The following is a 12,123-nucleotide window of genomic DNA, read 5'->3' on the forward strand; positions in this document are numbered from 1 at the left end:
AATTAAATTGTACTCGTTTTTAAGTTTTATTTTTTTGAATTGATGTAATCGACAATAACTTCATATGGAGTTTCAAAATCAAACCAATTTGTAGCTTCATTTCTTTTAAACCAGGTCAGTTGTCGTTTCGAGAATCGTCGGGTATTTTTCTTTATTTCTTCAATGGCGAATTCTAATGATATTTCTCTGTCAAAATAACTAAATAATTCTCGGTACCCCACAGTTTGTAAGGCATTCAATTCCTTGTTTGGAAATAAAGTTTTGGCTTCCGCCAGTAGTCCTTCGTTTATCATTATATCAACACGTTGATTAATTCGGTTGTAAATTATCTTTCTATCAGCCTCTAAACCTATCAAAATAGGTGTAAAGCTACGGGTGTTTTGTTTCTGGTTTAAAAAAGAAGAATACGGTTTTCCAGCTCCTAGGCATACCTCTACAAAACGCATCATTCGCTGTGGGTTTTGCAAAGTTTGGGGATTTTCAATTGACAAGCTTTTATAATAATCGGGATCTAGTTTTTCTAGTTTTTGCTGCAGGTATCCAATTCCTAATTTTTCGTAATTGCTAGTTATTTCAGTACGCACTGCTGCGTCGATTTCAGGAAATTCATCAAAACCTTTTAGAATAGCATCAACATATAAACCCGAACCTCCAACAAGAATCGCATAATCGTTATCCAAGAATAATTCATTGAGTTTGGCAATGGCTTCTTTCTCGAAATCACCTACCGTATAATTTTCAAATATGGATTTATTCTGGATAAAATGATGGGGTGCTGCTTCTAATTCTGCTTTGTTTGGTACAGCTGTTCCGATGGTCATTTCCTTGAAAAATTGACGGCTGTCACAGGAAACAATGTCGCATTTAAAATAATTGGCTAAAACAATACTCAGGGACGTTTTCCCTATGGCTGTAGGTCCGATAATGGTTATTAGGTATTTCATGTTTTTTAGCGCAAAAGAAACTTCGAGTTGCAAGGTACAACCGGAATTAGCTTCAAATTAATGTTATTTTAAATTTTTGCCACAGTGGTAGCAGTATTTTGCATTGGATTCATGTCCTTCAACACCGCAGCTGGGACATGGGTCAATTTTATCAGCGTTATCTTTTTTTCGATTGCTATTAGCAAGTTCAGCAGAAACAATTCCCGTCGGAACGGCAATGATCCCGTAACCCATTATCATCACTATTGAAGCGATGGCTTGTCCAAGAGGTGTGATTGGAGAAATATCTCCGTATCCAACTGTTGTTAGTGTTACAATTGTCCAATAGATGCTGATCGGAATACTGGTGAAACCACCCTCTTTTCCTTCAACGAGATACATTATTGAGCCTATTATTACGCTACTGATTAACATGAAGTAAATGAAAACAAGTATTTTTCCTCTACTGGCAATCAAGGCTTCTTTTAAATGAACGGACTGGCGTGAAAATTTAGGATGTTTTAAAATTTTGAATAATCGCAATAATCTAAGGGTTCGGATGAGTGTTAAAACACTTGCTCCTACAAAAAAGAATGATAAATACATCGGTAATATGGCTATCAAATCAATTATACCATAGAAACTGAAAATGTATTTTAGGGGTCTTTTTATGGAAATAATTCTAAGAATGTATTCTAAAGTAAAGAAAATTGTAATAATCCATTCCAGTACAATAAGTTCATAGTGGTACTTTGTATCAAAACCTTTGACTGTTTCGAGCATAACAATGATAACACTAAGAACTATAATTCCTAAAAGAATAAGGTCAAATAATCTTCCTGAAGCCGTATTTGTCCCGTAGATTACTACATTGGTTTTTTGTCTGAAACGGTCAATTTTTGATTTTATGCTTTGCATATTTGTTTGGTAGCTAAAAATAGGATTAAAATCTTATGATTTTTAATGTTTTGCTTTTTCGAACATGACCTTGAATAATATTTCGGGTGTCCCGATTATTTTGCATCGGTATTATAATGTTTTTAAGGATATCGATATTGTTGATTTGGTAATTTAAATCATAAAAAGCATATCCTTTATAAATCCCATTTTCTATCAAAATAGCGGAGCGCTCATGAATAGTCCGACCCCTGTCAATAAGTACCATATTTTGATGCTCAAAACTGTTTTGGTCAATAAAGGCCTGAACTCTTGCGTTATATTCCTCAACAGAAACCTCGCCAATACATGCGCCGTCACACTCTTTTATGCTATATTGAAAACAGTTTGTTTTTGAAGTATATAAGCCTGTTAATTTTTGACATAAATTATACTGGGCAGTGATTCTAAACAATGTATTTTTTCCTTCTTGTAACGATGTAAATGAAGTGATTTCTTTTTTTCGACCGTCCGCTTTTTGAAGTTTTAAGTTGAGATACCCCTTTTCATCTTTTTCGGCATACAAAGCCAATTGGAAAATGCTTTTCCTTTGTGCCCGATTGTGGATCGGCTTATTGATTTTTATTTCTTCGCTTTCTTTCAATAGTGCAATCAATTCGCTTCCGGTTTCATCATAAGTAACTGTGAAAACTTCGGCCTGGATTTTCTTGCATTTAGTGGAAGTCCCCGTAAAATGTTGGTTGATGCGTTTTTTTATGTTTCGGCTCTTACCGATATAGATTAGATTTCCTTTTTCATTATGGATGTAATAGGTACCTGTTTTAGCGGGTAAGCTAGTAACAATATCCAGTAGTTTTGGAGCGATTCCTTTTTCAATTTCCAGCTTTATGAAATCTTTTACAATTTCTTTTTCTAAATCTTTTTCCAAAAGGATCTTAAATAATTTTACAGTCGCCAAAGCGTCCCCACTAGCTCTGTGTCTGTCGGCCATTGGTATGCCAAGAGCACGAACCAGTTTTCCTAAACTGTGAGAGGGCTGCTCTGGTAGTAATTTTTTTGATAGTTCGACGGTACAAAGGGTTCTTGCTTCAAAATCGTATCCTAATCGTCTGAATTCAGTTCTTAATATTCGATAATCAAAGGAAGCATTATGTGCTACAATTACGCAATCATTTGTCATTTCGATAATGCGCTTGGCTACTTCAAAAAACTTGGGGGCGGAACGCAACATAGCATTATTAATGCCAGTCAGTTTTACTACAAAAGGCTGAATTGGAATTTCAGGATTGACTAAACTGATGAATTGATCCACAACTTCGTGACCATCAAATTTATAGATAGCGATTTCAGTGATTCCTTCTTCGTTGAATTGTCCCCCAGTGGTTTCTATGTCGAGTATTGCGTACAAAATAAGTGTTCAGTGTTCAGTAATCAGTTTTTAGTAACAGTTGTCCAATTTGAAATCAAAAAAGGGTTAATAATCTATCTAAAGAAAAATTATCTTCCTCCAAAGATACTACTTCCTATTCGAACCATTGTGCTTCCGCATTCAATTGCAAGTTGATAATCCCCAGACATTCCCATGGAAATCGTTTTTAGCTTGCAGTTTTCCGTTTGCTGTGGTTGCAAAGTGTCAAAAATCGATTTCAGTTGCATGAATTCTTTCTTGATTTGTTCTTTATTATTGGTAAAAGTAGCCATTCCCATAAGTCCAACGATTTGAATGTTTTTCATTTCTTGAAATTCACCTGAAGCTAACAGAGCAACAAGTTCTTCTTTATCAAGACCAAATTTAGTTTCTTCTTCGGCAATATGAATTTGCAATAAACAATCTATAATTCGATTGTTTTTTTGTGCTTGTTTGTTGATTTCTTGTAATAATTTCAAACTGTCCACTCCATGAATCAAGCGCACAAATTGTGCCATAAATTTGACCTTATTGGTTTGAACATGACCAATCATATGCCATTGGATGTCTTTGGGCATTTGCTCCCATTTCTCAGCCATTTCTTGGATTTTGTTTTCTCCAAAAATACGTTGGCCGGCTTGGTATGCTTCCATTAAATCAGCAACGGGCTTGGTCTTCGAAACCGCAACAAGAGTGACATGCTCGGGTAATGTCGATTTTATGGAGCGTAAATTTTTAGCTATTGCCATTTTTAATCTTTTAATTTATTTTAAAAAAAGGAGATTATAATTCATAAATCACTAAACCACTTCTGAACTTTGGTTCGATATACGTACTTTTTGGAGGCATAATCAAATTAGCATCTGCCAAAGCTTTAATTTCTGTTATATTAGACGGAAAGAGAATAAAACCAATTTCAAATTCTCCCTGATCAATTTTTTGTTTTAATTCTAAAACAGAATGTTTGCCTGACAGATATTCAATGCGCTCATCATTGCGTAAATCTTTGATTGCTAGCAGCGGTAAAAGGACTTTTTTATATAAAATTTGTGTGTCTAAACTATCTAAAGCAGTTTCGAAATCTTCATTTTCTTTTCGCAAAATTAAGCTGTAAAATTCATTGTCAAGATACATTCCAAACTGATGTTTTTGCCCTGGCCTAAAAGGTTGCTGGTTTTTATTTTCTATGATGAAATCCTTGCGCAATTCATTCATGAAATCCTCTTTCGATAAACCATTTAAATCTTTTACCAAACGATTGAATTCGTATATTTTGACATTATTTTCGGAGATCAGATAACTTAGAATAGAATCTTTCGCAGTATTTTCCGGATTTTCATTTTCTTCAGATAATAATTTCAACGCTTCGGTACGATGATGACCATCTGCGATATAAAGATTTTCTGTTTTCGCAAATAGGTTCTGAATCCAATCTATTTCTAAAGAATCTTCAATCTTCCACAGGTAATGAATTTCTTTTTTGGCAGTCGAAAACTCAAAATCGGCTAATTTTTGGGTACAGTTAAAAATCCAGTTTTCTATTGTTTTATTATCGGGATACGTCATCAAAACCGGTTCGGTATTGAATCCTGAATATTTCATATAATCTTTAAGCAGGCGTACTCTAAAAGCCAATATGTCTTCGTGCTTTTTGATCACATTATTGCGATAATCTTCAATGCTTGTTCCGACAATAATTCCGGTAAACGAATGGGTTTTGGTTATGATTTTGTGAATGTAAATCGCAGGTTTATTATCTTTAACCAAAATAATTTCGTTCTTAAACTCCTGATATTTTTGATGCACTTGTCGGTATCTTTTTTCATAAGAAACCGTTTCTTGATTCGTGTAAGCAGGTTTTAAAATATGTAAAAAAGATAATGGATTAAAATCCAATTGTGCAGCCAGTTCAGCGGCTGAATATTCATCGTACGAGCTGCACGTTACAAGACAAACCTTATCACGAGTAGGACGAACTGCTTTAAAAGGAACTATTTTAGCCATCTGATTTAGTTTTCAGTGAAAGTGGCAGTTTTTGATTGATCGCAAAATTTTAAAACTGCGAGTGGAAACTGTGACTTTTAAATAAATTGTTTAGCAATCTTTTCTGCTTTTTTACTTTCAGAATAATCATAAAAACCTTCACCAGTTTTTACGCCCATTTTTCCTGCACGAACCATGTTTACCAATAGTGGGCAAGGGGCATATTTTGGGTTTTTGAATCCGTCATACATTACATTTAGAATCGCTAAACAGACATCAAGACCAATAAAATCAGCTAGTTGTAAGGGGCCCATCGGATGACCCATTCCTAATTTCATCACTGTGTCAATTTCATAAACGCCAGCGACCTTGTTGTATACTGTTTCGATCGCTTCATTGATCATGGGCATCAATATTCTATTGGCAACAAAACCTGGATAATCATTGACTTCAACTGGTGTTTTTCCTAATTTTTCGGAAAGGTTCATAATGATTTCAGTCACTTCATCACTTGTATTGTAACCACGAATGATTTCCACCAATTTCATAATTGGCACAGGATTCATAAAGTGCATTCCAATAACGCGTTCCGGATGCGCGACAACCGCTCCAATTTGTGTAATGGAAATGGAAGAAGTATTGGTTGCTAAAATCGTATTGTGAGAACAAGCTTCGTTTAATTGCTTGAAAATATTGAGTTTCAATTCAACGTTTTCTGTAGCTGCCTCAATTACTAAATCGACCCCTACAACACCATCTTTGATATCGGTATAAGTGATTATATTGGTAATTGTTTTTGCTTTGTCTTCTTCAGTGATCGTTCCTTTTGTGAGCATTCGCTCTAAATTAGCAGCAATAGTTGCCATTCCTTTATCCAAAGATTGCTCTGAAACATCAATTAATTTTACGGTAAAACCGCTTTGGGCAAAAGTATGGGCAATTCCGTTACCCATTGTTCCAGCGCCGATTACAGCTATTGTTTTCATTTATATTTTGGTTTAAAGTTTAAAGTTCAATAGTTAGAGTTACCCTTGAGCAACTATAACTATTGAACTTTAAAGTATTATTATTTATTTTTTAAAACAATCAATGATTTGATACGCCACTCTTAAAGCTTCTGTTGCTTGTTCTAACGTTACAACAGGAGTAGTGTTATTGTTAATAGCATCAGCAAATGATTCCAGCTCATCAAGGATAGCGTTGTTTTGTTCCACATCAGGATTTGAAAAGTAGATTTGTTTTTTTACACCTTCTGCATTTTGTAAAATGATGTCAAAGTCACCGGGAATCTCAGGAGCATCTTTCATTTTTACCACTTCACATTTCTTTTCGAGGAAATCAACAGATATGTAAGCGTCTTTCTGGAAGAAACGGGATTTACGCATGTTCTTCATCGAAATTCTGCTGGCAGTTAAATTAGCAACGCAACCATTTTCGAATTCGATGCGGGCATTGGCAATATCTGGAGTCTCACTAATAACAGAGACACCACTTGCATTAATGTTTTTTACTTTGGATTTTACAACACTCAAAATAGCATCAATATCATGAATCATCAAATCCAGAACTACCGGAACATCTGTACCACGGGGATTGAATTCGGCTAAACGATGCGTTTCAATAAACATGGGATTCTCAATCATGTTTTTGGTAGCAATAAATGCAGGATTGAAGCGCTCTACATGACCTACCTGACCTTTGACATTATACTCTTTTGCTAAAGCGATTATTTCTTCTGCTTCTGCAACAGTTGTAGAGATGGGTTTTTCAATGAAAACGTGTTTTCCTGATTTGATAGAAACTTTAGCACATTTGTAATGAGAAAGGGTGGGAGTAACGATGTCTATAACGTCAACTGCATGAATTAATTTGGCTATAGTGTCAAATTGTTTGTAACCAAATTCAGCAGCGATTTTTGCTCCGTTTTCGAGATTTTCATCATAAAAACCAACCAATTCATATTTTTCTGATTGTTGTAATAAACGCAAATGTATTTTTCCAAGATGACCAGCACCTAATACTCCAATTTTCAGCATAATTATGTAATTTGTACAAAAATAGCAATTAATTGATTAATTTATTATTGATAATGAACAATTATTTAATGTATTTTAAATTCAATTTTCAATATTTGAAATTAGAAATTGTTTTCTATTTTTACCAAAATAAAATATCAAATTTTGAAAGACACAGCCAAACATCAAGGACTTCGGAATCAATTAGTAAGCGTTTTAGAACAAAAAGGCATTACTGATAAAAGTGTTTTGGATGCGATAAAGAAAATCCCCAGACACTTATTTTTAAATTCCAGTTTTGAAGATTATGCCTATCAGGACAAAGCATTTCCTATTGGTGCAGGCCAAACCATTTCACAACCTTATACAGTAGCTTTTCAGTCACAATTATTAGAAGTAAAAAAAGAGCATAAAATTTTAGAAATTGGAACAGGATCAGGGTACCAAACGGCTGTTTTGTGTACCATGGGAGCAAAAGTATTTAGTGTAGAAAGACAAAATGAATTGTTCAAAAAAACATCTGTTTTGTTTCCAAAGTTGGGTATTCGTCCCAAACATCTTTCATTTGGAGACGGTTACAAAGGATTGCCAAGCTACGCGCCTTTTGATAGTATTATTGTTACGGCAGGAGCTCCATTTATTCCGCAGCCTTTGATGGCACAATTAAAAATAGGAGGAAGGCTGGTTATTCCATTAGGTGAGGACGTTCAAATTATGACTTTACTGATCCGAAAAAATGAAACACAATTCGAGAAACACGAGTTTGGTGAATTTCGATTTGTTCCATTATTAGAAGATAGAAATTAAAATGAACCAGAGCAATCCTTTTTTACTGACCAATAATACTTAGGTAACGTTCTAAGCTTTCTTTTTCCATTTGAGCGATAAACAGGAAAAAATCTTCTTTATTATTTTTGTTTTGAGCTGTTTCCAGTGCTTGGTAGTACTGCATTCTAGTGTCAGAATCTCCTCTTATATTTGCAATGACGTAGCCATGTTGCAATAATACTAAGTTCATAACCAAACGTGAAGTTCTGCCGTTGCCGTCAATAAAAGGATGAATGGTGCCGAGGCGCTCGTGTATTTCGGCAGCTAAAAGAATAGGATGAAGGTTGTTTTTATTGGTTTCGAACCAAATGAAAAAATCTTCCATTTCTTTCGGAACTAAAAAAGGTTGTGGAGGCATATGGGCACTTCCCTGAATCATCACCTCTACTTTTCTATAATGACCTGCATCTTGCGGATGGATACCTCTTAAAATAAGATTGTGAATAGAAAGCACTTCTCGTTCATTTATGGAAGTGTTTTTTTGCATCAGATCTTTAATATAAGCAATAGCTTCCTGATGATTAATCACTTCAAGATGCTCCCGCATACTTTTTCCGGAAATAGTCTGGCCTTCATTGATAACCAGAACAGTTTCATAAAGTGTCATGGTGTTTCCCTCAATACGGTTACTTTCAAAAGTGTATTCTAGTTCTAGTGCTTTAGTAATACGATGGCTGTCAAACTGACCAAATCCAGCCAGCTTTGTCTTTAACGCATCTATTTCATCTAAAGTTTTTTGCAATGTTTCAGGTAGCTTTTTCTTAGCAGATTTACTTTGGTATCTTATTTCTTGTTCCGCAACCAGTATCGCTTTTAATGCAAATTCATCTTGGCCTATTTCATAAAGAATTTTTTCTTTAAGCCAGGCTACCATAATAGTTTCGGTATCTATTTCCAATAATGATGCTAGTTTTACGACTTGATCTCTGGTGGGTTTTCTGGTGCCACTTTCAAATTTACTGATTAAGGCTTGATCTATTCCTAAAAGTTGTGCCACTTCTCTCGTCTTAAGCCCTTTTTGCTCTCTTGCATTTTTGAGTAGTGTTTTCATTTTAAGGAAAATGTTTTAAATTGTCTTGACAAGTTTAGTCATTTTATAGCGGTAAAAAAACGGATTCTATTGTAGAAATAAATTTAAAATGATTTTTTTATTCTGTCAAGATCTCGTTTGGTATCTTGCTCTTTTAGTGATTCGCGCTTGTCATATGTTTTCTTCCCTTTACAAAGACCGATTTGTAGTTTGGCCATTCCTTTTTCATTGGTAAACAATTTCAAAGGAATAATAGTTAGTCCTTTGGCTTGAACGCTTTTGATTAATCCTTTCAATTCTCTTTTGTTCAAAAGTAATTTACGTTCGCTTCTGGCTTTGTGGTTGAATTGATTACCAAAAGTATATTCTTCAATATAAGTATTGATTGCAAACAGTTCGTTGTTACTAAACTCGCAAAAACTCTCTGTAATGTTAGCCTTTCCTAATCGAATGGATTTAATTTCAGTTCCTGCCAAAACGATTCCAGCAGTAAATGTCTCGATTATTTCATAGTCGAATTTGGCTCTTTTATTGTAGATATTTATTGTTTTCAGCATAGGAATACAAAGGTAGAAACAAATCTACGAAACACCAATTGTTTTTATATAAATACTTAAATTTGCAAAATGGAAAATTCAAAATCAAAAGACCCGCTTCATGGCATTACGCTCCAAAAAATTGTGGAGCAATTAGTCGAATATTATGGATTTGATACCTTGGGAGAACTCATTAAAGTGAAATGTTTTACAGATAACCCTAGTATAAAATCCAGCTTGACTTTTTTACGAAAAACGGATTGGGCGAGAAAACAAGTGGAAGAATTGTATATTAAAACGGTTGTAAAAAGTACTAACGGAATCTAATTGATGCGATAGGAAATCATAACACCGCCTCTATAGGGAATCCATTCTCCGCTTTTGTTATAATTGGTAGCTTTATCATAGCGTTCACCTGTACTTATAGAATATCCTCTATAAAAACCCTGACTGGATCCGCCACCCAAAAAGCAATCTAATGTAAACTTATCATTTATTTTAGTTTGATATCCAATAGTTGCTCCCATAAGATAACCAAATCCCTTTTCGTACAGATCCGTATTTAAGTAATTCCATTTCTGGAAATTAAATATACTAGCTCCAATATGGCCACCAACGTAAAAACCGTTGTATTTTTCAGTAAAATGGTATCGGACTTCTGGTATGAAAGTATAGAATTGTCTTGGTTTACCATATACTGATTTCCAAGGCGATGCCAAAATATCAAATTGAAAAGTAAATTTTTTCCCAATACTGGTTTCAATACCTACATTAGGAATAGTGAAAGGGGTTGTTAAGGCATTTATCTTTACAAAGGTTTGACTTTGAGAATGTATCGAGAAGAAAAGAATGCAAATTATAAGTAGGTGTTTCATAATGGCAATTTTGACTAATTTCTATTTCGTTAAAAAAATTAGTTTTGGCGGCAAATATAAAAATATTTGGTTTGAGAAATTTCCTATTTTATTTTTTATGAAATTTTTGTGATTTGAAAAAAACAGAAAATTGGTAGTGTTTAAAGACTAGTATTTATTCAAAATGGAATAAATAACGGAATCTAAAAAGCGGCCTTCAAAAAATTCATTTTCTTTTAAATGGGCTTCTTTTATAAAACCGTTTTTTTCTAAAACCTTCTCAGAGCCAAAATTTTCAGGGTCAAGTACTGCTTCAATAGAATGAAGTTTCATTACTTTGAAACCATAATTAACCACTTCTTTAACAGCTTCAGAGATAATCCCTTTTCCATTAAATTCAGGCAATAGCATATACCCAATCTCTGCACGAAAATGTTCCGGTCGTATTCTGTAATGCCCAATAAGGCCAATCAGTTTTGGACTACCTTTTAATGTAATCGCCCAATTAATTCCTTCGTTACTTTCAATTTTAGAATCAATCAGGGCAATATGTTCCAGCGCATCTTTAGTAGTTTTTACTAAAGGTCTGGGAATATATTTCATGGTTTCAGGGTTGGAACGTAAAGCGAAAATTTCGTTTACATCATTTTCATCAACGCGTCTCAATAAAAGACGATCGGTTTCCAGATTTGGAAAAGGACTAAAATTTATGGTTGACATATTTTATTGATTTTTTTCACAAATTAAAGGATTTCGATACTAAATTTTGATGTAAAAACGGCATTTGCCTCCAAAATTTGGATACCTTCTTTTTCAAATAGATCTCCGGAACTTCCATTAGTATCCGAATAGCCAAACCAGGGTTCGATGCAAAGAAACGGTGCATTCCTTTTTGTCCAAATTCCTAAATTTGGAAAATCTTCGAACTGTACTCTTAAAACTGGGTTTTCATTTTTCAAAATTGTCAATGAATTGGATTCTAATGTTTTGAAAATCAAGGCGTCATTTTCGAATAATTCGTAAGTCAATGGAATTTGTTTGTTTTGAGCTTCTATTTTTTTTGTTTTATTTGAAATCAAATCATTGTCCAAAAGATAATATTCCAAAGCTTCTTCTTTTTCGAATGCAATGGAATAATTTTCGAATTTCCCCGGTAAAGCAAAAGCGGGATGTGCTCCAATAGAAAACGGCAATGACGATTTTCCTTTATTACTGACTTTATATTCAATTAGTAAAGTACTTGCCTCTAGGGTGTAAATGATTTGCAATTCAAATGCAAATGGATACGCTTTTAGAGTTTCTTCAGAAGATTGAATCGAAAAAGTAGCGCTGTTTTCCTTTTTGTCAACTAGTTTAAACTCCATATCTCTGGCAAAGCCATGACGGGACAGATGGTATTTGATTCCATCGTAATGAAAGGAATTGTTTTTTAAAGTTCCAACAATAGGAAATAAAATAGGAGAGTGTTTACCCCAAAAATAAGGGTTTCCTTCCCAAATATATTCTTTATTGAGATTCGTTTTTAAAGAAATTAATTCAGCTCCTAAATGCTTTATTTCGGCAATTAGATTTGAGTTTTTAATGGTAGTTGTCAAAATGGTTTTTCAGTTGATTTAAAAATTAATTTTAATTGGTAAATATATTTTATA

At 34.0% G+C, this 12,123-nt stretch carries 14 protein-coding genes; 2 read left to right on the forward strand and 12 right to left on the reverse strand.

What is annotated here, in order from left to right:
- Window positions 1-26: 26 nt before the first annotated feature.
- The 7 genes from miaA to ACNQGN_RS05955 form a co-directional block, all read right to left on the reverse strand.
- Window positions 27-944 carry a tRNA (adenosine(37)-N6)-dimethylallyltransferase MiaA gene (gene miaA, locus ACNQGN_RS05925; RefSeq protein WP_417986922.1) on the reverse strand — a complete coding sequence of 306 codons (918 nt, stop codon included), beginning with the start codon at window positions 942-944 and terminating at the stop codon, window positions 27-29.
- Between the two features lie 63 nt (window positions 945-1,007).
- Complete coding sequence (locus ACNQGN_RS05930; RefSeq protein ID WP_417986923.1) at window positions 1,008-1,841, reverse strand: ion transporter; 834 nt, start codon at window positions 1,839-1,841, stop codon at window positions 1,008-1,010.
- Window positions 1,842-1,866: 25 nt separating this feature from the next.
- Window positions 1,867-3,228, reverse strand: a complete 1,362-nt coding sequence (locus ACNQGN_RS05935) for an exonuclease domain-containing protein (RefSeq protein ID WP_417986924.1) — start codon at window positions 3,226-3,228, stop codon at window positions 1,867-1,869.
- An 89-nt stretch (window positions 3,229-3,317) separates the two neighbouring features.
- Window positions 3,318-3,977 (reverse strand): YggS family pyridoxal phosphate-dependent enzyme, encoded by a 660-nt coding sequence (locus ACNQGN_RS05940; protein WP_417986925.1) that lies wholly within the window; start codon window positions 3,975-3,977, stop codon window positions 3,318-3,320.
- 34 nt (window positions 3,978-4,011) lie between these two features.
- Window positions 4,012-5,232 (reverse strand): DUF1015 domain-containing protein, encoded by a 1,221-nt coding sequence (locus ACNQGN_RS05945; RefSeq protein WP_417986926.1) that lies wholly within the window; start codon window positions 5,230-5,232, stop codon window positions 4,012-4,014.
- Between the two features lie 77 nt (window positions 5,233-5,309).
- Window positions 5,310-6,197, reverse strand: coding sequence for a 3-hydroxyacyl-CoA dehydrogenase family protein (locus tag ACNQGN_RS05950; RefSeq protein ID WP_417986927.1), 888 nt, complete (start codon window positions 6,195-6,197; stop codon window positions 5,310-5,312).
- Between the two features lie 84 nt (window positions 6,198-6,281).
- Window positions 6,282-7,247 (reverse strand): Gfo/Idh/MocA family protein, encoded by a 966-nt coding sequence (locus ACNQGN_RS05955; protein WP_417986928.1) that lies wholly within the window; start codon window positions 7,245-7,247, stop codon window positions 6,282-6,284.
- A gap of 144 nt (window positions 7,248-7,391) precedes the next feature.
- On the opposite strand from ACNQGN_RS05955, the gene ACNQGN_RS05960 reads away from it, so the two are divergent.
- Window positions 7,392-8,033 carry a protein-L-isoaspartate(D-aspartate) O-methyltransferase gene (locus ACNQGN_RS05960; protein ID WP_417986929.1) on the forward strand — a complete coding sequence of 214 codons (642 nt, stop codon included), beginning with the start codon at window positions 7,392-7,394 and terminating at the stop codon, window positions 8,031-8,033.
- 22 nt (window positions 8,034-8,055) lie between these two features.
- On the opposite strand, the gene ACNQGN_RS05965 is transcribed toward ACNQGN_RS05960, so the two are convergent.
- The gene (locus tag ACNQGN_RS05965; protein WP_417986930.1) at window positions 8,056-9,105 is read right to left on the reverse strand and encodes a Fic family protein; all 1,050 of its coding nucleotides are present in this window, start codon (window positions 9,103-9,105) and stop codon (window positions 8,056-8,058) included.
- An 83-nt stretch (window positions 9,106-9,188) separates the two neighbouring features.
- Window positions 9,189-9,641 (reverse strand): SsrA-binding protein SmpB, encoded by a 453-nt coding sequence (gene smpB / locus ACNQGN_RS05970; protein WP_035671685.1) that lies wholly within the window; start codon window positions 9,639-9,641, stop codon window positions 9,189-9,191.
- A 69-nt stretch (window positions 9,642-9,710) separates the two neighbouring features.
- On the opposite strand from smpB, the gene ACNQGN_RS05975 reads away from it, so the two are divergent.
- Entirely contained in the window at window positions 9,711-9,947 is a 237-nt protein-coding gene (locus ACNQGN_RS05975) for a VF530 family protein (RefSeq protein ID WP_417986931.1), read from the forward strand.
- On the opposite strand, the gene ACNQGN_RS05980 is transcribed toward ACNQGN_RS05975, so the two are convergent.
- From ACNQGN_RS05980 to ACNQGN_RS05990, 3 genes are all read right to left on the reverse strand, one after another.
- Window positions 9,944-10,495, reverse strand: a complete 552-nt coding sequence (locus ACNQGN_RS05980; RefSeq protein ID WP_417986932.1) for a DUF3575 domain-containing protein — start codon at window positions 10,493-10,495, stop codon at window positions 9,944-9,946. The genes ACNQGN_RS05975 and ACNQGN_RS05980 overlap by 4 nt on opposite strands.
- A 147-nt stretch (window positions 10,496-10,642) precedes the next feature.
- On the reverse strand, window positions 10,643-11,194 hold the full coding sequence (locus tag ACNQGN_RS05985; RefSeq protein ID WP_417986933.1) for a GNAT family N-acetyltransferase: 552 nt from the start codon (window positions 11,192-11,194) through the stop codon (window positions 10,643-10,645).
- 23 nt (window positions 11,195-11,217) lie between these two features.
- Entirely contained in the window at window positions 11,218-12,069 is an 852-nt protein-coding gene (locus ACNQGN_RS05990; protein ID WP_417986934.1) for an aldose 1-epimerase family protein, read from the reverse strand.
- Window positions 12,070-12,123 lie beyond the last annotated feature (54 nt).

The organism is Flavobacterium rhamnosi (assembly GCF_048286515.1).
GTDB lineage: Bacteria > Bacteroidota > Bacteroidia > Flavobacteriales > Flavobacteriaceae > Flavobacterium.

Bases quoted from the DNA above. Each gene is read 5' to 3' on its own strand.
- miaA (WP_417986922.1), bottom strand. From the start codon at position 944: ATGAAATACCTAATAACCATTATCGGACCTACAGCCATAGGGAAAACG.
- ACNQGN_RS05930 (WP_417986923.1), bottom strand. From the start codon at position 1,841: ATGCAAAGCATAAAATCAAAAATTGACCGTTTCAGACAAAAAACCAAT.
- ACNQGN_RS05940 (WP_417986925.1), bottom strand. From the start codon at position 3,977: ATGGCAATAGCTAAAAATTTACGCTCCATAAAATCGACATTACCCGAG.
- ACNQGN_RS05945 (WP_417986926.1), bottom strand. From the start codon at position 5,232: ATGGCTAAAATAGTTCCTTTTAAAGCAGTTCGTCCTACTCGTGATAAG.
- ACNQGN_RS05950 (WP_417986927.1), bottom strand. From the start codon at position 6,197: ATGAAAACAATAGCTGTAATCGGCGCTGGAACAATGGGTAACGGAATT.
- ACNQGN_RS05955 (WP_417986928.1), bottom strand. From the start codon at position 7,247: ATGCTGAAAATTGGAGTATTAGGTGCTGGTCATCTTGGAAAAATACAT.
- ACNQGN_RS05965 (WP_417986930.1), bottom strand. From the start codon at position 9,105: ATGAAAACACTACTCAAAAATGCAAGAGAGCAAAAAGGGCTTAAGACG.
- smpB (WP_035671685.1), bottom strand. From the start codon at position 9,641: ATGCTGAAAACAATAAATATCTACAATAAAAGAGCCAAATTCGACTAT.
- ACNQGN_RS05975 (WP_417986931.1), top strand. From the start codon at position 9,711: ATGGAAAATTCAAAATCAAAAGACCCGCTTCATGGCATTACGCTCCAA.
- ACNQGN_RS05980 (WP_417986932.1), bottom strand. From the start codon at position 10,495: ATGAAACACCTACTTATAATTTGCATTCTTTTCTTCTCGATACATTCT.
- ACNQGN_RS05985 (WP_417986933.1), bottom strand. From the start codon at position 11,194: ATGTCAACCATAAATTTTAGTCCTTTTCCAAATCTGGAAACCGATCGT.